The following is a 23,667-nucleotide window of genomic DNA, read 5'->3' on the forward strand; positions in this document are numbered from 1 at the left end:
GACCATCGTCGGGCCGCGGGCGACGGCCGCCGCGGCCGACCGGAGCCGGTCGGCTCGTCGATCATGGACGCTCCCCGTGTCATGGTTTCGATCGTACGACAGAAATTAAGGTGACGGCAGGGCGTGACGATCTCCGCGGTGTTGCGACTCGGTTAACCGATCGGCCCACCGGCCGTCAACGATGACACCCCGGCGTAACGCCACCTCGGTGATCAGGTGCGGGAAGGGGACCTGGCAGGATCAGCGCCGTGGTCAAAGGGGCGGGGGTCGGCAGACCCAGGGCGAGTGGCGCGGCGGCGAACCGCCCGGACGCGCGGCAGGCCGTGCTCGACGCGGCGGGGGAGCTGTTCACCGGAGCCGGTTACGCGGCGACGACGACCCGCGCGATCGCCGAGCGCGCCGGGCTGCGCCAGGCGTCGCTCTACTACCACTTCCCGGCGAAGGAGGACATCCTCGCCGCGCTGCTGGCCGGGACGGTCCGCCCATCGCTGGTCCTGGCCGCGCAGCTGGTCGCCGGGGACGCGCCGGTGGCCGTCCGGCTGTGGGCCCTGGCCTACGCGGACATCGGCCTGCTCGGCGGCGCCCGGCACAACCTGGGCGCGCTGTACCTGCTGCCCGAGGTCGGCTCGCCCAACCTGGCCCGCTTCCGCGCCGAGCGCGCGGAGCTGAAGGCGGCCTACGGCGACCTGCTCGCCGCAGCGGGCGTCGTCCCGGCGGCCGTCCGCACGGACCTCGTTTTCGGCCTGGTGGAGAGCATCGCGGTGATCCGCCGCGACGACCCGGAGCTGGACGTCGAGGCCCACACCCGCGAAGGCGCCGACGGCGTCGTCCGGCTGGCCGGGCTGCCGGAGCCGACCGACGAGCTGCGAACGCGGGGCCACGCCCTCCTGGCGACGCCGACCGAATAGTGGACGTCCAGCGGCTTCGCGGCGAGATCACGTGGCTGCACGCGAAACTGGACCGCAAACGCAAGCGGGACAGCATCGAGGCGCTGGAACTGCGGCGAGAGATCGCGGAACGGCTGCTCGAACTCCACGACAGAGCACGCTGATGTCCTGGTCCGGCATCGCCCACCGCTGTGCGGAGACCGGTCGTGTCGACGAAGCGCTGGCGCTGTTGTCCTGGCTGGAGGCGACCTTCGCCTACGTGATGGGGCGGGAGCACCCGGTGGTCCGCGAGTGTCGCGTCGCAGTCGCGAGCACGTTGCACCGCGTCGGCCGGTACGCGGCGGCGATCGACGCCTACCGGGCCCTGCTCGACCGGAACCCGGAGTTGCTGGGTGTGGCTCGCTCGTGCGCAGGCCGAGCTGGGCCGGTTCGACGACGCGGAACAGACGCTGCGCACGGCCGGGCCCGCGCTGCTCACGTGGGAGTCCCGCCTGCTGTTGAGCCGGGTGCTGGCCGAGACCGACCGCCTCGCCGACGCGGACCACTACGCGCGGGCCGTCCTGGCCGCAGGCCCGTTCCCGCCCGGCCACCCGGTGCTGTTGTGGGCCCAGAGCGTGGTGGCCCGGGTGCACTTCCGGCGCGCGGAGTGGGCCGACGCCGTCGTCGCGTTCGAGTACGCGGTCGAAGGCTTCGAGCTGGTGCTGGGACCCGGCCACCCGAAGACGCTGAGGATGGCCGATGCTCTGGCCGCGGCCCGCGAGGCGGCGAACTAGCGTCAGGAAGCCGCGGCGGCGTGCAGGGCCTTGCTCAGCGCCGACGCCGTCAGCTCGACCTGCCACGGGCGGGCTCCGCCCGCGCGCAGGACGTCGGCCACGGTGTCCTCGTCCAGCTGGGCCGGGGGCCGCCAGCAGGTGCGGCGGACCAGGTCCGGCAGCAGCAGGTTCTCCACCGGCAGCCGGCGGTCCTCCGCGATCGCCGACAGGGCCGCGCGGGCCGCCGACAACCGGGCCGCGGCGTCCGGGTCCTTGTCCGCCCAGCGGTTCACCGGCGGTGGGCCGTCGGTGGACTGCGACGGCGACGGCAGCTCGCTCGCCGGCAGCGCCTTGGCCGCCTGCAGGTGCCGCAGCCAGCTCGCGGTGTACTTGCGCTGGACGCGGCCGCTGAACACCGGCAGCGCCTGCAGCTCCTCGACCGTCTTCGGGTCGGCCGTGACGGCGTTGATGATCGCGCTGTCCGGCAGGATCCGGCTCGGCGCGCGGTCGCGCTTGCGGGCCAGCTCGTCACGCGCCTGCCACAGCTCGCGCACCACGGCGAGACCGCGCGGGTTGCGGATCTTGTGCACCCCGGACGTCCGGCGCCACGGCTCGGCCCGCGGTGCGGGCGGCGGCGCGGTGCGGACGGCGTCGAACTCCTGCTGCGCCCACTCCAGCTTGCCCTGGGCGCCCAGCTCCGCTTCCAGCTTTTCGCGCAGCTGGATGAGCAGCTCGACGTCGAGGGCGGCGTAGTTCAGCCAGTCGACCGGCAGGGGCCGCTTCGACCAGTCGGCCGCGCTGTGCCCCTTTTCGAGGGTGTAACCGAGCAGCAGCTCGACGAGCGTCCCGAGCGCGACCCGCTCGTAGCCCGCGAGGCGGCCGGCGAGTTCGGTGTCGAACAGCGCCGCCGGGTGCAGGTCCAGCTCGGCGAGACAGGGGAGGTCCTGGGAGGCGGCGTGCAGCACCCACTCCAGGGAGTTGAGGACGTTCTTCAGCGGGGTGAGGTCGTCGAGCTCGGTCGGGTCGATCAGGACCGTGCCGGAACCCTCACGCCGCAACTGGACGAGATAGGCCTTGGGCCAGTACCGGTAGCCGGACGCGCGTTCGGTGTCGACGGCGACGGCCCCGGTGCCCGCGGCGAGCCGCGCACACGCTTCGAGCAGTGCGGCCCGGTCGGTGACCACCGGAGGTGTGCCCTCGGCGGGCTCGCGTAGCAGCACGGGTCCGCCTGCGGACTCGATCTCCATCCCGGCGTCCTCGGCTTCTGCGCTTTCCATGGTTGACGACCCTACGGGACGGGCGTACCGCGCCTGGTGCGCCCGCCCCGTGGGGAGGTTCGTCTATCCGTCAGCGGATGACGCCGGCTCGCATGGCCAGCGCAACCATCTGAGCCCGGTCGCCCGTGCCGAGCTTGCGCCCGATGCGAGACAGGTGGGACTTGACGGTGAGGGCGGAGAGGGAAAGTTCCTCGCCGATCTCCTTGTTGGACTGTCCGTCGGCGACCAGCTGGAGCACCTCCACCTCACGAGCGGAAAGCTCGCGCGGGGTGTTGTCGGTGCCGGCGACGCGGGTCCCGGTGGCGAGCACCGGAGCCACGCTCGGGTCGGCGTAAACGCCGCCTTCGAGCACACGCCGCACGCCATCGGTCACTACGACCGGCGACGCGGACTTCAGCAGGTACGCCTGGGCCCCGGCCTGGAAGGCCGAGCGGACCGCGTACGGGTCGTCCGAAGATGCGAGAACCACCACGCGCGGCCACCCGTGGCTACGAAGTTCCGTAACCAGTTCGATGCCGCTGCCGTCCGGCAGTCCGAGATCGAGGATCGCCAGGTCACAGGGCCCTGTGGCCTGTGCTCGCGCCCTCGCTTCGGCCACCGTGGCGGCTTCGTGAACGGTACCCGCACCCATCTGTGCGAGTCTTGCTGCGATTGCCTCCCTCAACAGCGGGTGGTCATCGACCACCAACACGGAAAAAAGCTCTTCCCGCGGGTGCGGAACCATGCTCGCCGGCAAAGCACCGGCTGGCGTGGATCGGACGGCCTGAGAAATGCCGACGGTAGCCACGTCACTACCTCCCTGGAGTCGGTCGTGCCCCCCGACCGGCACCGGGACCTTCGGCCGTTCAGCCGCGCCAGCTTTAGACCGAAAGTGGTGTCGTCGAAGGCACTGTAGCCGCCCTGAGGCCGCTGCGGGGGGATCGAATGGGTATCTATCTCAAACGAACAGTCACTCAGGGAGTTCGTGGTAACACGATCGGGCTAGTACACGGCCGGTTGCTAACGGATAGCCCAGCGAACACGATGCAAAGAAGTTACCGGCGCCCAAATGGCCGTGCAGATGGGCCGTGCACCTTCCAGTGCGTCCGCCGACCGGGGGCTCCACGGGGGTCCGACTGCTCCGGAAAGCGGTCTCGGCCGGGGCATGATCAACTTCGTGAAACGGCTTCAGAAGGGCTTTCGCAGCCGCCCGTGGTGACTGTCCGTATCCCGTGAAGGGTGTTCACCGGTTCCGGCGGCGATCGCGGGGCAAGTTGATCTTGTCGCACTGCGTGACGGCGTTGTCTCACGAACGGGGGCATCCGCGCGAGACGTGAAATGACCTCGGGAACGCTCCGGGTGGTCCGCCGGGGTCTTGTGTTGTATAGACCACTCCGAGCGCGTGACGGCCCGCTCAGCGGCCGTCGGACGGGCCGCCCGGGGTTGGACGTCGTTCGGCGGACGCGAATTTTGCTCACATTCGTACAAGACGCGACCCGGCGGACGCTCGCGAAGGACCCGGCGTCGCGGTTCCACCCGTGACTGTCGCCCGGACGGCCGCAGGGCGCGGCTCAGGAGTTCTGGCGCTGCCCGAAGAGCGTCACGCCGACCGGCGGCAGGCCGACGACGCTCGCCATCACCTGGCAGAACGCCTGCCCGTGGGGCAGCAGCGCGCCGTCGGCGGGCGTCCAGGACGCCCGCAGCTCGAGGTCGTCGGTGCGGGCCGGGCCGGAGATGTCGCCGAAGCGGGCCGACGACGTCTCGGTGACCGTGCCGCCCAGTGCCTTCCAGCTCGCGCCGGACACCTCGAGGGCGTCGGTCAGCCACGACCAGCCGACGCCGGGGAGGAAGGGATCGGTCGCCAGTTCGCGGTCCAGCTCCGCGCGCACGTACATGACGAGGCGCAGGACACCGTCCCAGCCTTCCTGGCCGTCCGGGTCGTGCAGCAGGACCAGCCGGCCCGAGGCCAGCACGTCGGCAGGACCGGCGACCTCACAGCTCACCGCGTAGGAGAACGGTGCGAGCCGCTGCGGCGCCCGCATCCGCTCGAGCAGCACCTCCCGGCGGGGCCGGACGGACTGCAGCGACGCGACGGCTTCGCGGAAGAGTTCGGGCACTGGAGTCGTCGCGGTCACGCATCGACTTTAGGGCGGGCACGCCCTGTTGCGGGCGGAGGCGCGCCGAGAGAAGGGCCCCACCGGGCTCGTGGCACGATTGAAGACGATGTCTCCCACCACGCCTCTGCCGCAGCGGACCCCCGCGTCCGCCCGCCGCGAGCTGCCCGAAGCCCCGTTCCTGGCCGCCGCGCGCGGCGAACGCCCGGCGCGCACGCCCGTCTGGTTCATGCGCCAGGCCGGGCGGTCGCTGCCCGAGTACCGCGCGCTGCGCGAGGGCGTGGCGATGCTCGACGCCTGTTTCGACCCCGAGATGCTCGCCGAGATCACGCTGCAGCCGGTCCGGCGGCACGAGGTCGACGCCGCGGTCCTGTTCAGCGACATCGTCGTGCCGCTCAAGGCCGCCGGGGTCGACATCGACATCGTCCCGGGCACCGGTCCCGTGGTCGCGACGCCGGTGCGCGACCTGGCCGCCGTGAAGGCGCTGCCGGAGCTGGTCCCCGACCAGGTCGGCAAGGTCGCCGACGGCATCGCGCTGCTGGTCGAGCGGCTCGGCGACACACCGCTGATCGGCTTCGCCGGCGCGCCGTTCACCCTGGCCAGCTACCTCATCGAGGGCGGCCCGAGCCGCAACCACGAGCACACCAAGGCGCTCATGCACTCCGAGCCGGCGGTGTGGCACGAGCTGGCCGGCCGGCTGGCCGACATCGCGCTGACCTTCCTGCGCGCGCAGCTCGACGCCGGCGTCGACGCGATCCAGCTGTTCGACTCCTGGGCCGGCGCGCTGTCCGAGCGGGACTACCGCGAGTTCGTGCTGCCGCACTCGGCGAAGGTCCTCGACGGCGTCGCCGCCTACGGCGTCCCCCGGATCCACTTCGGCGTCGGCACCGGCGAGCTGCTGCCCGCGATGCGTGACGCGGGCGCGGACGTCGTCGGCGTCGACTGGCGGATCCCGCTCGACGAGGCCGTCCGGCGGCTCGGTGGCAAGGCCGTGGTGCAGGGCAACCTGGACCCGGCGCTGCTGTACGCGTCCTGGCCGGTGCTCGAGGCCCAGGTGCGCCGCATCGTCGCCGAGGGGCGAGCCGCCGACGGTCACATCTTCAACCTGGGCCACGGCGTGCTCCCCAGTGTCGATCCCGAGGTCCTGACCCGCGTGGCCGGGCTGGTGCACGAGCTGTGACGCGGGTCGCCGTCGTCGGGGCGGGCGTCTCCGGCCTGACCGCGGCGTACCGGCTGCGGCAGCTGCTCGGCGCCGGCGCCGAGATCGTCGTCTTCGAGAAGACCCGGACCCCGGGCGGCAAGCTGCGCACGACCGAGCTGGCCGGCGTGCCCTACGACGTCGGCGCCGAGGCGTTCCTCGCCCGCCGGCCCGAGATGCTCGCGCTGGTCCGCGAGCTGGGCCTCGACGTCGTCCACCCGACCGGCGCCCGCGCGAAGATCCACGCCGGCGGGACCGTGACCGGGCTGCCGCCGGGCACAGTGATGGGTGTCCCGGCGTCGGCGGAGTCGGTCGCCGGCGTGCTGTCGGAGGCGGGGCGCCGCGCGGTCGAGGCCGAGGCGTCGCTGCCGGAGCTGCGGCTGCCGGGCGGGGACGTGCCGCTGGGGCCGCTGCTGCGCGAGCGGTTCGGCGACGAATTGGTCGACCGGCTGGTCGACCCGCTGCTGGGCGGCGTCTACGCGGGCGGGGCCGACGGTCTCGGCCTGCGCGCGACCATGCCGGGCCTGGCCGCGGCGGTGGCCGCCGGCGCGGGGTCGCTGACCGCGGCGGCCGCGTCCCAGCTGCCCGCGTCACCCAGCTCGGCCCCGGTGTTCGGCACGGTTCCCGGCGGCCTGGGCACGGTCGTCGACCGGCTGACCGAGCTGTCCGGCGCCGACCTGCGGACCGGGCTGCCGGTGTGCGACATCGAGCGGAACGGTACGGGCTGGCGGTTGCGGATCGGCGCGGCACCGACCGCGCACGCGCCCGCGGAGAACACGATCGACGCCGACGCGGTGGTCCTCGCGGTGCCCGCGCCGTCGGCCCGCCGCCTGCTCGCGGACCTGGTGCCCGCGGCGTCGGCGGCGTTCGGCGAGGTCGAGCTGGCGTCGATGGCGGTGGTCGCGCTGGCCCTGCCACCCGGCACGGAGCTGCCCGCGGCGTCGGGAATCCTGATCGGCCAAGGCGAGCGTGACGCGGCGGGCGTGCCGTACGCGGCGAAGGCGTTCACGTTCTCTTCGCGCAAGTGGGCGCACTTCGGCACGGGCCCGGTCCTGGTCCGCGGCTCGGTGGGCCGCTTCGGCGAGCTGGGCGCGTTGAAGGCGGACGACGTCGAGCTGGTCCGCGTGGTCCGCGACGACCTCGCGCGCCTCACGGGCGTCACGGCGGAACCGGTGGAGACGCTGGTGACCCGCTGGGGCGGCGGCCTGCCGCAGTACGGCACCGGCCACCTGGAGCGGGTCGAGCGCATCGAGAAGGCGATCGCCGGGATCCCGGGCCTGGCCGTGGCGGGCGCGACCCTGCACGGCGTCGGGCTGCCGGCGTGCGTGGCGACGGCCGAAGCGGCCGCACAGCGGGTGGCGGCGCACCTTTCCGCGTGAGTGCTCTCACGGCTACCCGTGGGGGCGCCCTGCGGGGCGCGGTGACAGGATGGACGTATGGCGCGGGTCAACTTCAGCGAGCTCAACGACACCATCCGGTACACCACCTGGTCGGTCTTCCGGATCGAGCCCGGCAGGCTGGGTGAGGACCGCGGGACCGCCGGTCGCGAGACCACCGAGTACCTCGACGGGCTCGAGGCCAAGGGCGTCGTCGTCCGCGGCGTCTACGACCTTTCCGCCCTGCGGGCCGACGCCGACTACATGATCTGGTGGCACGCCGAGGAGATCGAGCAGGTCCAGGCCGCCTACGCCGGGTTCCGGCGGACGCCGCTCGGGCGCGCGTCGACGCCGGTCTGGAGCCAGACCGCGCTGCACCGGCCCGCCGAGTTCAACAAGAGCCACATCCCCGCGTTCCTCGCCGGGGAAGAGGCCCGCAAGTTCATCTGCGTCTACCCGTTCGTCCGCTCCTACGAGTGGTACCTGCTGCCGGAGAACGAGCGCCGCAAGATGCTCGCCGACCACGGCAAGGAAGCCCGCGACTACCCGGACGTGCGCGCCAACACCGTCGCGTCGTTCGCGCTGGGCGACTACGAGTGGATCCTCGCCTTCGAGGCCGACGAGCTGCACCGGATCGTCGACCTCATGCGCCACCTGCGCGGCACCGAAGCGCGCCTGCACGTGCGTGAAGAGATCCCGTTCTACACCGGCACCCGCGTGCCGCCCGCCGAGCTCGTCGCGGCGCTGCCCTAGTGTCCGAGACCTCCGTGACCGAGATCCTGGACGGCGTCTGGCACACCCTCACCGGGGAGACGCCGGGGCCGGTCGAGCTGACCGGGACCGAAGACGTGCTGCCCGGGCCGTACCGGGTGGCGGCGGCCGCGACCACGACCATCGCGGCGGCGACCCTGGCCGCCGGCGAACTGCTGAAGCTGCGCGAGATCGACCCCGGCGTCGTCACGGCGGACACCCGCCACGCGGCGGCGGCCTTCGCGAGCGAAGCCTTCTCGCGCGTCGAAGGCACCGAGCCCGAGTCCGTGTGGGCGCCGCTGTCGGGCAGCTACCGCACGACCGACGGCTGGGTCCGCCTGCACTGCAACTACCCGCGTCACGAAGCCGCGGTGTGCTGGGGACTCGGCGTGCCCGGCAGCCGCGACGTCGTGACGAAGACGGTCGCCGGGCGCATCGCGCGCGAGGTCGAGCACGCCGTCGTCAGCGCCGGGGGAGCGGCCGCGGAGCTGCGCTCGCCGGAGGACTGGGCGGCGCACCCGCAGGGCGAAGCGGTGGCTTCGCTGCCGCTCGCGGACCTCGCGCCGATCGGCGAAGCGCCGAAGCGGACGTTGTTCTACTCGGACCGCCCGCTCGGCGGCGTCCGCGTGCTGGAGCTGACGCACGTGCTCGCCGGCCCGGTGGCCGGCCGGGTGCTCGCCGCGCACGGCGCCGACGTCCTGCACGTCGGGGCCGCGCACCTGCCGCGTGTCGAGACGCTCGTGCGGGACACCGGGCAGGGCAAGAAATCCGCGTTCGTCGCCCTCGACACCGAGGGCGGCCGCGCGCGGCTCAAGAAGCTGATCAGCCGGGCCGACGTGCTCGTGCAGTCGTTCCGCCCGGGCGCGCTCGAGCGGATCGGCTTCGGTCCCGCGGATCTGGCCGAGCTGCGACCGGGCCTGGTGATCGCCGACCTGAGCGCCTACGGCTGGGAAGGCCCCTGGGCGCGGCGGCGCGGGTTCGACAGCCTGGTCCAGATGTCGAACGGCATCGCGTGGGGCGAGGAAGGGCCGTCGCCGCTCCCGGTCCAGGCGCTGGACCACGGCACGGGCTGGCTCGCCGCGGCGGCGATCATGACGGCCCTGCGCCGCCAGGTCACCGACGGCGGCACCTGGCGGGTCCGGCTGTCCCTCGCGGGCACCGGCCGCTGGCTGGATTCCCTGGGCCGCAAGGATCCTGCGTCGTCCGAAGTGGACTTCAGCGACCTGCTGGAGGAGACCGACAGCGGCTACGGCCGGCTGACCCGGGTCCGGATGGCGGGCGGCCTGCCGGGCGCGGAACCGCACTGGGACTTCGGGACGCGCACCCCGGGTGTCGACAAGCCGACCTGGACGCCGTGACCTAGAGGTCGATGACGACCTTGCCGTGCACGTGCCGGCCAGCCTGGAGTTCGGCCGCGCGGCGGATCTGCCCGATCGGGAAGCTCGCCCCGACAGGCACCCGGAGCCGGCCCGCCGCGACCAAGCGGGCGAGCTCTTCCAGGGCGCCGGGAGCGGCGTTCGCGCCGTTGGCCGCCGACACGCCGTCGACCTGCGCGGCGACGGTGCAGATGCGGCCGTCCGGGACGCCGAGATCCCGTGCGACGTGCACGGTCTCCGTCCCGTGCACGTCGATGGCGGCGGTGACGCCGCCGGACGCGAGAGCCCGGACCCGGTCGGCCAGGCCGTCGCCGTAGACGACCGGCTCGGCGCCGAGGTCGCGCAGGAAATCGGCCGACGACGCCGATCCCGTCCCGATCACGCGCGCTCCGGCGATCCGGGCCAGCTGGACGGCGAACACCCCGACCCCGCCCGCCGCGCCGCCGATCAGCACGGTGTCGTCCGGGCCCGGGGCGACCACGGCGAGGGCGGCGGATGCCGTGCGGCCGGCGATCGTGAGGGTGGCGGCGGTGCGGTCGTCGACGCCGTCGGGGGTGTGGTGAGCCTCGTTCGCCGCGATCGCCCCGGCCGGCTCGATCACCACGAAGTCGGCGACCGCGCGGGACAACGCGCCCCCGAACACCCGGTCGCCGGGGGCGAAGCCGGTCACCCCGGCGCCGACCTGGTCGACCACGCCCGCGTAGTCGGTGCCGAACCCGGCCGGCAGGCTCAGGCCGAACCGGGCGGCGGTGTCCGCGTCGGCGGTCATGATCCAGTCCATCGGGTTCAGGCCGGCCGCGGTGACCCGCACGCGGACCTGTCCCGGGCCGGCCTGCGGAGCGGAAACCGCACGGACGTCGAGGACTTCGGGGCCGCCGAAGGCGTCGAGCCGGACCGCCCTGCTCTGTTCTTGCATGGACGTCCGTCTCCTCGGGTCGGGGAACGCGGTGAAACGGACTATGCTCCGTTTCCATGGACGACCCTAACACAACCGGAGCGTGATCCGTTTTGGCTGAGGCGGAGACACGCGTGCCGCGGGCGGACGCGGCCCGCAACCGCGACCAGCTGCTCGCGGTGGCGACCCGGGTGTTCGTGACGGCGGACGCCGAGCCGTCGATGCGGGCGATCGCCCGTGAGGCCGGGGTCGGCATCGCCACGCTCTACCGGCACTTCCCGACCCGCGAGTCGCTGGTCGACGCGGTCTACCGCGACCAGGTCGGCCGGCTCACAATCGGCGCCCGCGAGCTGACCGGAACGCTGCCCCCGGCCGCCGCGATGCGGCGCTGGATGGACCTGTTCGGGGACTGGATCGCGACCAAGAACGGCATGCTCGACACGCTGCTCGCGATGATCGACGCCGGCGAGATCGCCCACGCGCAGACCCGGACCGAGCTGCTGACGGCCATCACCACGATCCTCGACGCCGGCCGCGCGGCGGGCGACCTCCGCGCCGACGTCACCGCCGAGGACATCGCCGCTTCCCTCATCGGCATCTTCACCGTGGCGCCCCGGCCCGAGCAGGAAGCCAAGGCCGGTCGCCTGCTGGACCTGCTGATGGACGGCCTCCGGCCACCGCCCGGCTGAGCCGTTTCGACGGCGTCCGGCGCGCCGGCTAGCGGCGCCGGAGCCGGGAAACCAGGCCCCGCTTGGGTTTCGGCAGGTGGCCCGCCGCGATCAGCCACGTGACGAACTCGTCCGCGTACGCGTGCGAATGCTCCGTGGCCTTCTTCGGGCGGCCCGCCGCGAACTCCGCGAACAACGGCCCGTACCGCTCGCCCAGCGTCTCCGCCAGCTCCGGGCGCTGGTAGGCCAGCACCTTGCCGTGCTTGCGGCGCAACACGTTCGCCTCCACCTTCAACCGCGAAGGGTCGAAACCCGGCGGGGGTTCGCCGCCGGCCAGGAGGGCGTGCAGCAGCTCCGCCTGCCGCGCCGCCAGCTCCTCGCGGCTCACATCGTCACCGCCGCCCGGAGCGCGGCCAGCTCCGCCGCCAGCTCGGCGTCGCTCGGGTAGTCGTCGTCGCGTTCCAGCAGGACTCCCGGCGGGTCCGTCCGCCGGCGGAGTTCCGCCAGCAGCGCGAGGACTTCCGGCAGCACCGGGTGCGCGTGCGTGTCGTGGTAGACGCCGTCGCGCTCGATGCCGCCCGCCATGTGCACGTACGCCAGGCGCTCCCACGGGATGCCGTCGAGGAAGGCCTCCGGGTCGGTGCCGATGTTGCGGGCGTTGGCGTACAGGTTGGCGACGTCGATGATCAGCCGGCAGTTCGTCCGCTCGGTGAGCTCGGTGAGGAACTGTTCTTCGGTGAGCTCGGCGTGCGGCCATTCCAGCACCGCCGCGATGTTCTCCAGCGCGAACGGGACGTCCACAATGGACTGCGCGAGCCGCACGTTCGCGACCAGCACGTCCAGCGCCTCCCGGGTGCGGGGGAGCGGCATCAGGTGCCCGGAGTCGAGCCCGCCCGCGCGCACGAAGCAGACGTGGTCGCTGACCAGCGGCGCGTCCAGCGCCCGCGCGATCTCCGCGAGGTGCTGGACACGCCCGGTGTCGAGCGGCTCGGCCCCGCCGAGCGAGAGCGAGACGGCGTGCGGCAGCACCGGCAGACCGCGCTCCCGCAACGCGACGAGCGTCTCCGGAAGGTTGTCGTGGTGCAGGTTCTCGGCCACGACCTCGACCCAGTCCACGCCCGGGAGCCGGGCGATGGACAGGTCGAGCTCGTGCCGCCAGCCGATCCCGATGCCGAGCTCACCCACCGCAGCCCCCGCCTCCGCAGCCACCGCCGCCACCGCACGAAGAACCGCTGCTGCACGACGACGAACTCGAACACGACGACCCGCTGCTGCACGACGACCCCGACGACCCACCGCCGCCGACCGCGCCCGCGGGCGGCATCAGGGCCGCGCTGAGCTCTTCGTCCGGGTACATCGCCAGGCCGCCGAGGGCGACCGCGGCGACGGCGCCGCCGAGCAGCACGCCGCCCGCGAGCGCTCCGGCCGGCACCGGCCCGGACGCCGCCGCGCGCGCCTGGCCGAGCAGGCGGTGTCCCGCGGCCGACGGCTGCCGCATGCCGGCCTTGTTCCGCCGGACCGCGGCCACGATCGTCAGCACGGCCGCGATCAGCACCAGGAACACCAGGACACCGACCGGCCGGCCCAGCGAGATGCCGTTGAGCAGCCGGATCACGCCGAGCGCGAGCACGGCCAGCTGCAGGACCAGGCCGAACGTCCGGGCCTGGCGCCGCGCCGCGGCCGACGTCAGCAGCCCCCGCTGGTCGAGGCCGTCCTCCAGCGCCCGCATGGCCGCGGAGCCGCGGACCTTCGCCCGGATCGTCGCGGTCGTCTTCAGCTGCGCGACGTCGGCGACCGCCTGCTCCAGCGGCTCCACCGGCCGCGCGCCGGCCTGGCTGATCTGCCGGTAGCTGTTGACCCGCAGCTGGCCGCGTTCGACCAGCGCCGCGATCGCCGCGTCGGTCGCCCGGTCCGGGCCGCCGGCCAGGAACGCGAGCTGGTAGACGCTCGGCGTCGGGCCGGGCTGGGCGTGGTCGGCGCGCATCGCGCGGCCGGCCATGACACCGGACACGACGAGCCGGATCAGCAGGACCGCGCCCAGCAGCGCGATGTAGAGGACCACGAAATCGGGTCCCGAGATGCCCCACGGGTCGTCCATCGCCCGTCTCCCCTCAGTTGATGCCGGTTACCGTAGCTGTGAGACGCAGCAGGTCGCGTCGGCGTTTCAACCGCCGCAGCCCCCGCCGCCACCGCCGCCACCACACCCGCCGCCACCGCCACCGCCGCCGCAGGAGCTGCCGCCCCCACCGCAGGAACTGCCGCCGTAGTAACCGACGGCCGCGCCGCCCCCGGCGTTCGCCCAGCGCGAGCGGCGTGCCCGGCGCTCGTAGGTCTTGGCGGCGGCGTGCGTGGCCCGGGTGACGGCCGTGCGGACGTCCTTGTCCGGGTGGGCGGCGAGGCCGCCGCTCGCGACGGCGCCGGTCGTGCCGGAGAGCAGCGTCCCGGCCCGGCGGGCTTCTTCGACGGCCATCCGCCCGGCGCCGGTGGCCTTCGCCTCGGGCGCGTTCGCGGCCCGCACGGTGACGGCGACCACCGCGACCACGTTCAGCACGAGCAGTCCGAGCAGGTAGCCGACGGCGTGGCCGGTGCTCGCCCCGGCGACCAGCCGCGCGATGCCGAGCGCGATCAGCACCCAGTACGCGATCGACGTGGTGGTCCAGGTCAGCCGCAGTTTCCGCGTGTCGGCGAGCAGGCCGCGGCCGACCAGTCCGGCCGCCAGTTCGGTCACCGACCGGTGCTGGGAGACGGCGGTGCGCACCCGGTCGACCGAGCTGCCGGTCTTGCCGACGCGGTCGACCGCGATGCGGCCCAGTTCATCCGCCGGCCGGCCCGTGACGCGGTGCAGCCGGCCGGTGCCGTCCATCCGGACGAACTGGTGCTCCAGCAGCCCCGCGACGACGACCTCGCCGACGCGGTCGGGCCCACCCGTCAGCAGGGCGAGCTCTTCGACGCTCCGGGGTGCCCCGCCCGCGTGGCCGCGCGCCAGCAGGCTGGTGCGCACCACGGCGTAAAGCAGGGGAATGAGAAGCAGGCCCAGGTAGAGGCCTGTGAACAGCGGTCCGGGAATGCCCCACGTGTCGGTCATGACTCCGCCCTCCCTCGTCCGTGTGCGGAGACTACGTTCGAGGAAGGGCGGAGGGTTGCCGGCTTAAGGAGGATTTAGGACTGCGATTTAGGCCTGGGGTTCCAGTTTCAGGGAGATCGAGTTGATGCAGTAGCGCTGGTCGGTCGGGGTCGCGTACCCCTCGCCTTCGAAGACGTGCCCGAGGTGGCTGTGGCAGGAGCCGCAGAGCACCTCGATCCGCTTCATGCCCATGGCCCGGTCTTCCCGGAGCAGGACGGCGTCGGAGTCGGCCGGGTCGTAGAACGACGGCCAGCCGCAGTGGCTCTCGAACTTCGTGTCGCTGCGGAACAGCTCGGCACCACAGGCGCGGCAGGCGTAGACGCCGGTCGTCTTGGTGTCGGTGTACTCGCCGGTGAACGGCCGTTCGGTGCCGGCCTGGCGGAGTACGGCGTACTCCTCCGGGCCCAGCTCCGCCCGCCATTCCTGCTCGGACTTCACGACGCGAGGGGTGGCGCCGACAACGGGTTTCATACCTTTCACCCGATCCACGTTACGCCGCGAGCCACGCGAGGGCGTGCACCACGATGTCCCATGCGGCGACTATCACTCCCAGGACGATGAGCACGACGATCAGGGCGGACACCCAGTAGCGCAGGCCGCCGAGGCGGTTGCTGGAATCGGCGAAGTCGGCGACGCCGTCGAGCGCGGCTTCGATCGTGAAGTTCGGACCGGATCGTTCGATCCGGTCGAGGTGCTCGGCGAACGCGCGCGCCTCCGGGTCAAACGGGTCCAGCCCGACCAGGTCCTCGTGGAAGCGAGGGTTCCCGCCCGGCGGCGAAGCTCCGCTCTCGGCCATACCACCACGGTAGGCCATCGGGACCGCTCAGCCCACCAGCGGCGCGTTAAGTCTCACTAGCGGGAGGCCGAGCCGGGGAGCCTGGTGTCGGCGTCGATGAGCATCTGACCGCCGACCGTGACGATCCGGTAACCGCTGCGGACCCCGTTGACCGTCAGGTTCATCGTGATCGAGCCGTCGGAGTTGGCGCCGCCGCTGTCGGCGCGGGCCGTGCTGTAGTTGGGGGCTTTGTTGCTCGACCAGTAGTCGGTGAAGGCCTGCTCGCCGCCGTACACCTGCTGCGCGGCCTGGGTGAGCTTCGACCAGCCGCTCGACGGGCTGTCGTAGAACGCGGTGAGCGCGCGGCCGGCGGCGCCGTAGTCGCTGATCTTGCCTTCCGGCGCGGTCTTGCCCAGACCGGCGGGGGCGTCCGTGGCGCTCGGGGCACCGGTGCTCTTCGGCGCGGTGCCGGGTGCGCTGGTCGGCGCGCCCGGGGACTGCGCGGTCTGGTCGCCGCCCGTGCCGCCGCTGCCGGAGTTGACCATCAGGAAGATGATCACGGCAACCACGACGACCGCGGCACCCGCGCCGGCGAAGATCGCGTACTTGCGCTTGTTGTCCGGCTTGGCCGTGCCCGACGAGTACTGGGGCGCCCTGGCCGACGGCGCCGAAGCCGCGGGCACCGGCCTGGGCGGGGTGTTCGGCGGCGCGGCCGCGGACCGCATCGGCATGAACGCGGCGGTCGGGCGCGGCGGGTTCGACGACGCCTTGCCCGCGGGCACCGGCGTGCCGACCGGCGGTGACGGCGGAGCCTGCTGCTGGTCGAAGCGCTGCCACGGCGGACGGTCACCGCTGTCCGCGGGGGGAGCGGCGGGCCTGCGGCCCCCGCCACCCGAGAGCAGCGGCGGTGACGCCGACATGCCGCCCGGCTCGGTCCGGGCCAGCGCGGCCAGCCGTTCGCGGGCCTCGGCCATGGACGGGCGCTCGCCCGGTTCGCTGCGCAGCAGGCTCATCAGCAGCGCGGTGGCCCCGCCCGCCTGCACCGGCGGGTTGATCTGGCCGTTCGCGGCCGCGTAGAGCAGTGCGAGCTGGTTGGTCGTGTTGCCGTAGGGCGTGGTGCCCTCGATGGCCTGGTAGAGGGTCGCGCCGAGGGCGAAGACGTCGGAGCTGGGCACCGGGTCGGCGCCGCGCGCCAGCTCGGGCGCCAGGTAGGCGGGCGTGCCGCCGATCAGGCCGGTCGCCGTCAGCGTCATGTCGCCGGCCGCGCGCGAGATGCCGAAGTCGGTGATCTTCGCGGTGCCGGTCTCGTCGATGAGGATGTTGCCGGGCTTGACGTCGCGGTGGACGATCCCGGCGCGGTGCGCGGCGACCAGCGCCGACGCCACCTGCTCGCCGATCCGCGCGATCCGGCCGAGGGGCAGCGTGCCCTCCTCGGAGAGGATCGTGGAGAGGCTCGGCCCGTTGAGGTACTCCATGACCAGGCACGGGTCGCCGTTGTGCTCGGCGATGTCGAACACCACGATGGCGTTCGGGTGCTGGAACCGGGCGGCGTTCTTCGCCTCGCGCATGGCGCGCTGGCGCATGTTGTCGCGCTCGGTCTCGGAGACGCCCGGCTGGGGCAGGATCTGCTTGATCGCCACGGTGCGCTCGAGGCGCACGTCGGTCGCGCGCCACACGACTCCCATGGCACCGCTTCCGACGTGCTCGACGAGGCGGTAGTGCCCCGCGATCAGCTGACCGGTGTCGATGGCGACTGCTCCTGACGAAATTCCCGGTGATGGTGACCCTGCTCAGCGCGTACCCGCTTCGCGCACCCGATCGAGTGTAGCGGGCGGCCGTGTGCTGTTCGCGTCAGCCAGCCGGACCGGCGGGCTCCGGTTCGGGTACCGGCTCCACCGGCGCCCGTTTCCGGAACACCCTGACCAGCCCGATCGCCCCGGCCAGCGCGAAGACGCCGTAACAGGCGAGCAGCGCGGGCGGCGTGTCGCCGGTCAAGACGTCCCCGAGCACGACCACCGCGACGGTGCCGGGCACGCTTCCCAGCAGCGTACCCGCCAGATACGGGGTCAGCCGTACGGACGACACCCCGCAGAGGTAACTGAAGGGCGCGAAGGGCACTACGGGTATGAGTCGCAGCGACGTGATGGCCAGGACGCCACCGTCGGAGAGCCGGTCGTTGACCGCCCGCACCGACGCGCGGTGCAGGTGCCGGGTGACGAGGTCGCGGCCGAGCAGCCGGGCCAGCCCGAACGACAGGCCGGCCGCGATGGTGGTGGCGACGAGCCCGATCGCGATCCCGGCCGCGGTGCCGACCAGCAGGCCCGCCGCGAGGTTGAACACCGTCCGCGGGATCGGGATCACCGTGAGCAGCGAGTACGCGACGAACAGGATGAGCGGGGTGGCCGGGCCGGTGGCCGCCGCCCAGGCGCGCAGCTCGGCCGGCCCCGGGATCGGCAACAGCACCGCGGCCGCCGCGAAGAGGGCGAGCACGGCGAGCGCGACGATCAGCTTGGTGCGGCCGGACACCCGTTCGAGGCTACAGCGTCGGTTTCCCGGGTCGTTCCGCCGGGAAACTCGCGCGGGCCGGGCGGCGCGATCACCGCTAGCGTGGCCGCATGCCCAAGCACGGTGACCCGGTGACCTACGAGGTGGGCGGGCGCAGCGTCCGCGTCTCCAGCCCGGACAAGGTGTACTTCCCGCAGCGCGGCATCACCAAGCGGCAGGTCGTCGAGTACTACCTGGCGGTCGGCGAGCCGCTGCTGCGCGCGATCGGCGAGCGGCCCACGACGCTGAAGCGCTACGTCGACGGCGTCGAGGGCGACTGGTTCTACGCCAAGCGCCTGCCGAAGGGCGCGCCGGACTGGGTGGAGACCGCCGAGATCACGTTCCCCTCGGGCCGCAAGGCCGCCGAGGTGTGCCCGACCGAGCCGGCCGTGTTCGCGTGGGCGGCCAACCTCGGCACGTTCGACTTCCACCCGTGGCCGGTGCGGCGCCCGGACGTCGATCACCCGGACGAGCTGCGGATCGACGTCGACCCGCCGGACCGCGCCGGGTTCGCCGACGCGGTCGGGGTCGCGCAGGTCGTCCGCGAGGTGCTGGAGGCCGCCGGGCTGACGGGCTACCCGAAGACGTCCGGCGGGCGCGGGGTGCACGTGCTGGTCCGGATCCGCCCGGAGTGGGACTTCGTCCAGGTGCGCCACGCGGTGATCGCGCTGGGCCGCGAGGTCGAGCGCCGGATCCCGGACAAGGCGACGATCTCCTGGTGGAAGGAGGAACGCGGCGGCCGCGTCTTCCTCGACTACAACCAGGCGGCCCGCGACCGCACGGTCGCCTCCAGCTGGTCGGTCCGCGGCACCCCACGAGCGACGGTCTCCACCCCGCTGACGTGGGACATGCTGCCCGAGGTCGACGCGGATGACTTCGACGTCCTCACGGTCCCGGACTTCCTCGCCGAGCACGGAGACCTGCACGAGCACCTGGACGACAAGGCGTTCGGCCTGGAGACGGCCCTGGAGTGGTACGACCGCGACCTGCGCGACCACGGGCTCGGGGACCTGCCGTACCCGCCGGACTATCCGAAGATGCCGGGGGAGCCGAAGCGGGTCCAGCCGAGCAAGGCCCGCCCGGAGCCGGAGGCCTGACTCAGGGTTTCCGGCAGCTGACGCCGGTCACGGTCGCCTTGGGCGCGACCTTGGTGCTCTTGGTGGACATGACGGTGCGGTCGACGCGGTAGGAGGAACCGCCTTGGGAGTAGGCGGTCTCGATCAGCTCGCCGGAGTCGTCCCCCGAGATGCTGTAGGTGATGTCGCAGTCCCAGAGCAGGGTGCTCGCGCCGAGCATGCTGAGCTTCGGCTCGACGACGACGTTGCAGCCCGCGGAGCCGAAGCACTGCTTGGACACGACGCTGAGGGCGACGGAGTAGTCCTTCGCCGCCGGTTCCGGCAGCAGGGGCTCGGTGCTGGTCGGCGCGACCAGCTCGGGGATGGACGGGCTGGTGGTCGCGGGAGCGGCGGCGTCGCGCGGGCGCACCTGGCCGTCGGCCGACACCCACGTCCCGCCGGGGCCCACGCACGGGGCCTGCTGCGCCTTGTCCAGGCACGGGCCGGAGGCGGCCTTGCCGACCACGACCACCACGGCGATACCGGCCACCAGCAGCGGCAGGGCGACCAGCGCGGCGACGGCCCACGGCCACTTCTTGCGCGGCGGCTCGGGGGCGGGCGGTGCGTAGTACGGCAGCGGCGGGCCGGTCGGAGTCGGAACGGACATGGTTTCCTCCCGTGACGGTGTGCGAGGACAGACGCCACGACGAATCGCGTTGTTACTCAGCGAGACCAGTCCGTGCCGAAAACCGGCACGGACTGTAACCATCGCCACAGGGGTGCCGGGCGCCACTCGCGCTCGGCGAAAGTGGTCAAAACCTTTATCGGTTTCCCGCCCGAAAGAACGCGGAGTGATCACCCAAGCGCGCGGTGTCGCCTATAGGGTCACAAATGTTGCACGGCCGAGTTCGGCGTCACGATCATGGACTCGAACGGCGTAACGTGCGGTCCCGAATCGACGACTCCCCGGGACAATGCCGGGGGCGGGCTCGACCAGAGGGAGGCCCTTCGTGGACGACCTGATCGCATTCCTCGCCGCGCGCGTGGGCGCGCGGCAGGCGTTGATCATGCAGGCCGTCAACAAGGCCAAGGGCGGCGACACGATGAACCGCGGCGAGACGAAGGTCGCCGTGGAGCAGCGGATCCGCGGGCTGACCGACCTGGACCTCGACGCCGTCAACCAGATGATCAACGAGATCGAGGCGACCCGGCGGATCCTGCTCGCCCACCGCACGACGGTGTCCGAGAAGGTCCCCGGCTTTCCGCTCTACGGCAGCGAATACTGGTGTGAGACCTGCCACGTGCCCGCCGACGAGGCCGGCTCGAACTGGTGCCTCACGCTGCGCCTGCTGGCGCTGCCCTACGCCGACCACGCGGACTACAGCGAGCGCTGGCGCCCCTGACGGGGAATCCCGTCGCGCGCCGGGCGTTGCACCCGGTGTGAAGCTTTCCGTGCTCGACCGTTCGCCCGTGCGGCGCGGCAGCACCCCGGCGCGGGCGCTGCGCGACACCGTCGCCTTCGCCGCCGGCGTCGAACGGCTGGGCTACCACCGCTTCTGGGTGTCCGAGCACCACAGCGTGCCCGGGGTCGCCGGGTCCGCGCCGACCGTGCTGGCCGCGGCCGTCGCCGGGGCGACGTCGCGGATCCGCGTCGGCACCGGCGGCGTGATGCTGCCGAACCACCGCCCGCTGGTCGTCGCCGAGCAGTTCGGCGTCCTCGAAGCGCTGTACTCGGGCCGGATCGACATGGGGCTGGGCCGTTCGGTCGGGTTCACCGGCGGGGTCCGCGAGGCGCTCGGCCACGGCAAGGACGCCGCCGACGACTTCGGTGCGCAGGTGCGGGAGCTGCTCGGGTTCTTCACCGGTGACCACGGCTTTCCCGGCGTCCACGCCTACCCGGCCGAGGGCGCCCGCGTCGCGCCGTTCCTGCTGGCCACCGGCTCCGGTGCGGACCTCGCCGCCGAGCTGGGACTGCCGCTGGTGATCGCGCCGGTCCGCGGCGAACAGGCCCTGAAGGAAGCCGTGACGCGTTATCGCGACGGGTTCCGGCCGTCGGCGTGGGCGGGGGAGCCGTACGTCGTGGTCTCGACGGCCATCGCCGTCGCGGAGACGGCGGCCGACGCCCGGCGCCTGCTCGTCTCGGAGGCCTGGGCGACGGTCTATTCGCGCTCCCACGGCGTCTTCCCGCCGCTGTCCCCGCCCGCGGAGGTCCTGGCCCTGCCGATGACCGACTGCGAACGCCGCCGCCTGGAGGAGACCCTGGACGGCCAGATCTCCGGCACCCCGGCCGAAGCCGCCGACCGGCTGGGCGCACTGGTCGAGACCACCGCGGCCGACGAAGTCCTCTCGACGACGGCGGCCTACGACCAAACGGCGCGTCTCGATTCTTTCGCCGCCTTGGCCGAGCTGGCCGATCTTCGCGTTCCCGCCTGAATTCCGTGAGCCGTCGACCAATTCGAGCGATATCGCGTCGGTGAATGAAATTCCGAGTATCGGACTATCGTGTCGTCAATTATCCGTGACGGTTCGGCAGCGTCGTTCTCGCGCGATCACCCGAGGACCAACGGCAGCCGGGCGGCGAGGGTGCCCAGCGCGGCCGTCTCCGCTTCCGTCGGGGCGCGGCGGCCCGTGACCACCCGCAGCGCGTCCGTGTCGTCCAGCCGGTCGCTGATCGTCGTGCCGGCGAACTTCTCCAGCACCTGCCGGGTGTACGCCAACCCCTCTGCGGGCGGCCCGGCCACCTCCGGCAGGTGCGCGACCAGGTCCAGGTGGTGCAGCGTCCACTCCACGACGTACACGCCGAGGTAGTCGGCGATCGTGATGACCCGGTCGGTCGTCTCCACCCGCCGCGCCGGGTCCGCCGCGGCCGCCGCTCGGCCGGCGGCGCCCGCCAGGTCGTCGAAGTGGTGGCGGAGGCCGTCGGCGTCGCGGTAGGCCGCCGCGCCGCGGCGGACGAACGCCGCTTCCGCGTCGACGCCCGTCGGCAGGTCCGCGGGCTGCCAGTACGTCACCGCGTCCATGTCCGGTTCCGCGTCGGTCGGCGTCACCAGGGTGATCAGCACGTCCTGCGCGTCGATGACCAGGTGGAACACCAGGTCCTGCACCAGCCAGCCGGTGCAGCCCGACGGCTGGGCCCACTGGCCGCCTTCGAGACCGGCTACCGCCGCGCGCAACGCCGTCCACGACCGCGAGAAGAGATCCACGTCGGCCAAGGTAGCGATTCAGAGCCGCAGCTGCAGCTGGGTGAGGATCCGCTGCGCGGGGTCGCCGAAGTCCACACCGGACACTTCGGCGGCGCGCCGGACGCGGTACCGGACGGTGTTGGGGTGCACGTTCAGCGCCGCGGCGGCGGCGCGGACGTCGCCGAACGCGTCGAGCCAGCTCAGCACGGCGGGGACGAGGATGCCGCCGTGCTCGGCGTCGTGCGCCACCAGCGCCGTCAGCCGCGGGTCGCGGATCCGCGGCTGGTCGCCGAGGTGGGCCAGCACCTCCGACAGCAGCACCTCGGCGCGGACGTCGGCCAGCGAAGCGACGTCGGACGGCCAATGCCCGCGCGCCATCGTGGCCAGGACGCGGTCGGCGTCCCCGCGCGAGGCGACGGCGTCGGACAGCCGCGGTACGACGCCGCCGAGCGCCGCCCGGACCGGGACGTCCAGGTGCCGGCGGGCCGCGCCGGCGATCTCGCGGGCCAGCGCCAGGACGGCGGCGTCCGAGTGCTCGGGCAGGTCCGGCAGCAGCGCGTAGACACGGCCGCCGATCACGCTCACCAGCGCGCTGCGCCGGTACGCGGCGGTGTGCACGGCGATCAGGTGCACCAGCTCGGCGCGCCGCAGCTGCCGGTTGTCCGATCGCTCCAGGGCGAACGCCAGCACCTGCGCCGGCCGCGAGGGGTCGGCGCCGATGTCGTCGGCGACGGACTCGGCGTCCAGCTTGCCTTCCAGCAGGCTCGCCAGGAGGTCCTCGCGCAGCCGCAGCTCGGGGCTGGGCAGGGTGCGGGCGCGGATCAGCTGCGGGGCGAGCGCGCGGCTCGCGCCGAGCAGGGCCAGCTCGGCCTGCTCGGTGAGGGGCTGGGCGCCTTCCTGGACCCAGATCGTGCCGAGCGGCTGCGTGCCGGCGTGGATGCCCGCCGCGATGCGCCGGCGGATGCCGAGCTCGGGGCGCTCGTCGATCCGCACGATCCCCTCGCCGGCGCGAAGCCGCTGGTAGACGCCCCATTCGCGGAGCAGCGCGAGGTAGCGTTCCGGGCCTTCGCGGCCGAGGATCGACAGCCGTCGCAGCTCGTCGACCTCGTCGCCGGCGCGGGAGTAGGCGAGCACGCGGCTGGCCGTGTCCTCGATGCTGACGAGCCCGCCGGTGAGGGTCGCAATCGTCTGCGCCAGGGCGAACAGGTCGCCGAGCACCTCGCCGCTCGCCGCTTCGCCGCCCGCGCGGGCGGCCTCGACGACACCACGGGCGAGTGACTCCACTTGCTCCCAGCGGGCTTCGGCGCCGACGGTGAGGAGGGCGACGCCGGCGTCCGCGGCCACCTCGGCACCGCCGGTGCCCTTGACCGCCACGGCCGCCGCACCACCGCGGCCGGCCGCGCGGATCGCGGGCGCCGCGGCCCGCCCGCGCGCGCCGATGACCAGCACCAGGTCGCCGGGGCTCGCTTCGAGCGGGTCTTCGGGGTCGAGGATGACGACGTCCGAGACCGGCACGCCGAGGCCGTGCGGCGCCACGACGACCTCGACCAGCGGTTCGCCGAGGGTGGCGAGCACGTGCCGCAGCGACGTCCCGGCCGTCACCTGCGGGTCAGCCGATCGGACAAGCTCATGTCGGTGATTTTAGCCGTTCGGACAAACCCAGAACACGTGTCCGGGGTTACCGTTCGGGGCATCAGGACTTGGAAGAGCGCTGC

26 protein-coding genes are annotated in these 23,667 nt (G+C 73.1%); 11 read left to right on the forward strand and 15 right to left on the reverse strand.

The features are described from left to right. The first annotated feature begins 248 nt into the window (after window positions 1-248). The 3 genes from OG439_RS02625 to OG439_RS02635 all read left to right on the forward strand — a co-directional run bounded on the left by OG439_RS02625 (window position 249) and on the right by OG439_RS02635 (window position 1,660). Complete coding sequence (locus OG439_RS02625; protein ID WP_326947726.1) at window positions 249-908, forward strand: TetR/AcrR family transcriptional regulator; 660 nt, start codon at window positions 249-251, stop codon at window positions 906-908. After that, the gene (locus OG439_RS02630) at window positions 908-1,051 is read left to right on the forward strand and encodes a hypothetical protein (protein ID WP_326947727.1); all 144 of its coding nucleotides are present in this window, start codon (window positions 908-910) and stop codon (window positions 1,049-1,051) included. The genes OG439_RS02625 and OG439_RS02630 overlap by 1 nt, the downstream gene beginning before the upstream one ends. A gap of 228 nt (window positions 1,052-1,279) precedes the next feature. Beyond that, on the forward strand, window positions 1,280-1,660 hold the full coding sequence (locus tag OG439_RS02635) for a hypothetical protein (protein WP_326947728.1): 381 nt from the start codon (window positions 1,280-1,282) through the stop codon (window positions 1,658-1,660). Between the two features lie 2 nt (window positions 1,661-1,662). Here the strand turns inward: OG439_RS02635 and OG439_RS02640 are convergent, their stop codons facing one another. From OG439_RS02640 to OG439_RS02650, 3 genes are all read right to left on the reverse strand, one after another. Further along, window positions 1,663-2,886, reverse strand: a complete 1,224-nt coding sequence (locus OG439_RS02640; protein WP_442792321.1) for an HRDC domain-containing protein — start codon at window positions 2,884-2,886, stop codon at window positions 1,663-1,665. A 100-nt stretch (window positions 2,887-2,986) separates the two neighbouring features. Beyond that, entirely contained in the window at window positions 2,987-3,703 is a 717-nt protein-coding gene (locus OG439_RS02645) for a response regulator (protein WP_033261886.1), read from the reverse strand. A gap of 763 nt (window positions 3,704-4,466) precedes the next feature. After that, on the reverse strand, window positions 4,467-5,030 hold the full coding sequence (locus tag OG439_RS02650) for a DUF3000 domain-containing protein (protein ID WP_326947730.1): 564 nt from the start codon (window positions 5,028-5,030) through the stop codon (window positions 4,467-4,469). Between the two features lie 88 nt (window positions 5,031-5,118). Here OG439_RS02650 and hemE point away from each other — a divergent pair, with 88 nt between their 5' ends. Genes hemE through OG439_RS02670 form a run of 4 tightly spaced genes read left to right on the forward strand, consistent with a single transcriptional unit; the run spans window position 5,119 to window position 9,691 of the window. Continuing rightward, the gene (gene hemE / locus OG439_RS02655) at window positions 5,119-6,189 is read left to right on the forward strand and encodes a uroporphyrinogen decarboxylase (protein WP_326947731.1); all 1,071 of its coding nucleotides are present in this window, start codon (window positions 5,119-5,121) and stop codon (window positions 6,187-6,189) included. Continuing rightward, window positions 6,186-7,586 (forward strand): protoporphyrinogen oxidase, encoded by a 1,401-nt coding sequence (gene hemG, locus OG439_RS02660; protein WP_326947732.1) that lies wholly within the window; start codon window positions 6,186-6,188, stop codon window positions 7,584-7,586. The genes hemE and hemG overlap by 4 nt, the downstream gene beginning before the upstream one ends. A 57-nt stretch (window positions 7,587-7,643) precedes the next feature. Then, on the forward strand, window positions 7,644-8,336 hold the full coding sequence (hemQ, locus tag OG439_RS02665; RefSeq protein WP_247049049.1) for a hydrogen peroxide-dependent heme synthase: 693 nt from the start codon (window positions 7,644-7,646) through the stop codon (window positions 8,334-8,336). 14 nt (window positions 8,337-8,350) lie between these two features. Next, window positions 8,351-9,691 carry a CoA transferase gene (locus tag OG439_RS02670; protein WP_326947733.1) on the forward strand — a complete coding sequence of 447 codons (1,341 nt, stop codon included), beginning with the start codon at window positions 8,351-8,353 and terminating at the stop codon, window positions 9,689-9,691. A gap of 1 nt (window position 9,692) precedes the next feature. Here the strand turns inward: OG439_RS02670 and OG439_RS02675 are convergent, their stop codons facing one another. Next, window positions 9,693-10,625: an NADP-dependent oxidoreductase gene (locus tag OG439_RS02675; protein ID WP_326947734.1), complete on the reverse strand. Its 933-nt coding sequence runs from the start codon at window positions 10,623-10,625 to the stop codon at window positions 9,693-9,695. Window positions 10,626-10,717: 92 nt separating this feature from the next. Between OG439_RS02675 and OG439_RS02680 the strand changes: the two genes are divergently transcribed. Next, window positions 10,718-11,293, forward strand: coding sequence for a TetR/AcrR family transcriptional regulator (locus OG439_RS02680; protein ID WP_326947735.1), 576 nt, complete (start codon window positions 10,718-10,720; stop codon window positions 11,291-11,293). A gap of 28 nt (window positions 11,294-11,321) precedes the next feature. Here OG439_RS02680 and OG439_RS02685 read toward each other — a convergent pair whose 3' ends face one another. From OG439_RS02685 to OG439_RS02720, 8 genes are all read right to left on the reverse strand, one after another. Next, window positions 11,322-11,660, reverse strand: a complete 339-nt coding sequence (locus OG439_RS02685) for a hypothetical protein (protein WP_326947736.1) — start codon at window positions 11,658-11,660, stop codon at window positions 11,322-11,324. Continuing rightward, complete coding sequence (locus OG439_RS02690) at window positions 11,657-12,457, reverse strand: DUF692 domain-containing protein (RefSeq protein ID WP_326947737.1); 801 nt, start codon at window positions 12,455-12,457, stop codon at window positions 11,657-11,659. The genes OG439_RS02685 and OG439_RS02690 overlap by 4 nt, the downstream gene beginning before the upstream one ends. Continuing rightward, window positions 12,450-13,370, reverse strand: coding sequence for a TIGR04222 domain-containing membrane protein (locus OG439_RS02695; RefSeq protein WP_326947738.1), 921 nt, complete (start codon window positions 13,368-13,370; stop codon window positions 12,450-12,452). The genes OG439_RS02690 and OG439_RS02695 overlap by 8 nt, the downstream gene beginning before the upstream one ends. A gap of 66 nt (window positions 13,371-13,436) precedes the next feature. Further along, window positions 13,437-14,357, reverse strand: coding sequence for a TIGR04222 domain-containing membrane protein (locus OG439_RS02700; RefSeq protein ID WP_326947739.1), 921 nt, complete (start codon window positions 14,355-14,357; stop codon window positions 13,437-13,439). Between the two features lie 87 nt (window positions 14,358-14,444). Next, window positions 14,445-14,867 (reverse strand): peptide-methionine (R)-S-oxide reductase MsrB, encoded by a 423-nt coding sequence (gene msrB / locus OG439_RS02705; RefSeq protein ID WP_326947740.1) that lies wholly within the window; start codon window positions 14,865-14,867, stop codon window positions 14,445-14,447. A 19-nt stretch (window positions 14,868-14,886) separates the two neighbouring features. After that, complete coding sequence (locus tag OG439_RS02710; protein WP_247049058.1) at window positions 14,887-15,192, reverse strand: hypothetical protein; 306 nt, start codon at window positions 15,190-15,192, stop codon at window positions 14,887-14,889. A 56-nt stretch (window positions 15,193-15,248) separates the two neighbouring features. Next, window positions 15,249-16,904, reverse strand: a complete 1,656-nt coding sequence (locus tag OG439_RS02715) for a serine/threonine-protein kinase (RefSeq protein WP_326951476.1) — start codon at window positions 16,902-16,904, stop codon at window positions 15,249-15,251. A gap of 118 nt (window positions 16,905-17,022) precedes the next feature. Next, window positions 17,023-17,697: a TVP38/TMEM64 family protein gene (locus OG439_RS02720; protein ID WP_326947741.1), complete on the reverse strand. Its 675-nt coding sequence runs from the start codon at window positions 17,695-17,697 to the stop codon at window positions 17,023-17,025. A gap of 89 nt (window positions 17,698-17,786) precedes the next feature. On the opposite strand from OG439_RS02720, the gene OG439_RS02725 reads away from it, so the two are divergent. Beyond that, window positions 17,787-18,812: a DNA polymerase domain-containing protein gene (locus OG439_RS02725; protein WP_326947742.1), complete on the forward strand. Its 1,026-nt coding sequence runs from the start codon at window positions 17,787-17,789 to the stop codon at window positions 18,810-18,812. 1 nt (window position 18,813) lies between these two features. On the opposite strand, the gene OG439_RS02730 is transcribed toward OG439_RS02725, so the two are convergent. Beyond that, entirely contained in the window at window positions 18,814-19,437 is a 624-nt protein-coding gene (locus tag OG439_RS02730; RefSeq protein WP_326947743.1) for a hypothetical protein, read from the reverse strand. Between the two features lie 343 nt (window positions 19,438-19,780). Between OG439_RS02730 and OG439_RS02735 the strand changes: the two genes are divergently transcribed. Both OG439_RS02735 and OG439_RS02740 read left to right on the forward strand, forming a co-directional pair. Continuing rightward, window positions 19,781-20,173: a DUF6221 family protein gene (locus tag OG439_RS02735; protein ID WP_247049063.1), complete on the forward strand. Its 393-nt coding sequence runs from the start codon at window positions 19,781-19,783 to the stop codon at window positions 20,171-20,173. A gap of 49 nt (window positions 20,174-20,222) precedes the next feature. Next, window positions 20,223-21,203: an LLM class flavin-dependent oxidoreductase gene (locus OG439_RS02740; RefSeq protein ID WP_326947745.1), complete on the forward strand. Its 981-nt coding sequence runs from the start codon at window positions 20,223-20,225 to the stop codon at window positions 21,201-21,203. A 116-nt stretch (window positions 21,204-21,319) separates the two neighbouring features. Here the strand turns inward: OG439_RS02740 and OG439_RS02745 are convergent, their stop codons facing one another. Then, window positions 21,320-21,973 (reverse strand): maleylpyruvate isomerase N-terminal domain-containing protein, encoded by a 654-nt coding sequence (locus tag OG439_RS02745; protein WP_326947746.1) that lies wholly within the window; start codon window positions 21,971-21,973, stop codon window positions 21,320-21,322. An 18-nt stretch (window positions 21,974-21,991) separates the two neighbouring features. Beyond that, on the reverse strand, window positions 21,992-23,554 hold the full coding sequence (locus OG439_RS02750; protein ID WP_326947747.1) for a PucR family transcriptional regulator: 1,563 nt from the start codon (window positions 23,552-23,554) through the stop codon (window positions 21,992-21,994). Between the last annotated feature and the right edge of the window lie 113 nt (window positions 23,555-23,667).

Origin of the sequence: Amycolatopsis sp. NBC_01307 (genome assembly GCF_035975215.1) — a bacterium.
GTDB lineage: Bacteria > Actinomycetota > Actinomycetes > Mycobacteriales > Pseudonocardiaceae > Amycolatopsis.

Coding starts and splice junctions, on each gene's coding strand:
- OG439_RS02640 (WP_442792321.1), bottom strand. CDS start 2,886: ATGGAGATCGAGTCCGCAGGCGGACCCGTGCTGCTACGCGAGCCCGCC.
- hemE (WP_326947731.1), top strand. CDS start 5,119: ATGTCTCCCACCACGCCTCTGCCGCAGCGGACCCCCGCGTCCGCCCGC.
- hemQ (WP_247049049.1), top strand. CDS start 7,644: ATGGCGCGGGTCAACTTCAGCGAGCTCAACGACACCATCCGGTACACC.
- OG439_RS02675 (WP_326947734.1), bottom strand. CDS start 10,625: ATGCAAGAACAGAGCAGGGCGGTCCGGCTCGACGCCTTCGGCGGCCCC.
- OG439_RS02695 (WP_326947738.1), bottom strand. CDS start 13,370: ATGGACGACCCGTGGGGCATCTCGGGACCCGATTTCGTGGTCCTCTAC.
- OG439_RS02700 (WP_326947739.1), bottom strand. CDS start 14,357: ATGACCGACACGTGGGGCATTCCCGGACCGCTGTTCACAGGCCTCTAC.
- msrB (WP_326947740.1), bottom strand. CDS start 14,867: ATGAAACCCGTTGTCGGCGCCACCCCTCGCGTCGTGAAGTCCGAGCAG.
- OG439_RS02710 (WP_247049058.1), bottom strand. CDS start 15,192: ATGGCCGAGAGCGGAGCTTCGCCGCCGGGCGGGAACCCTCGCTTCCAC.
- OG439_RS02725 (WP_326947742.1), top strand. CDS start 17,787: ATGCCCAAGCACGGTGACCCGGTGACCTACGAGGTGGGCGGGCGCAGC.
- OG439_RS02730 (WP_326947743.1), bottom strand. CDS start 19,437: ATGTCCGTTCCGACTCCGACCGGCCCGCCGCTGCCGTACTACGCACCG.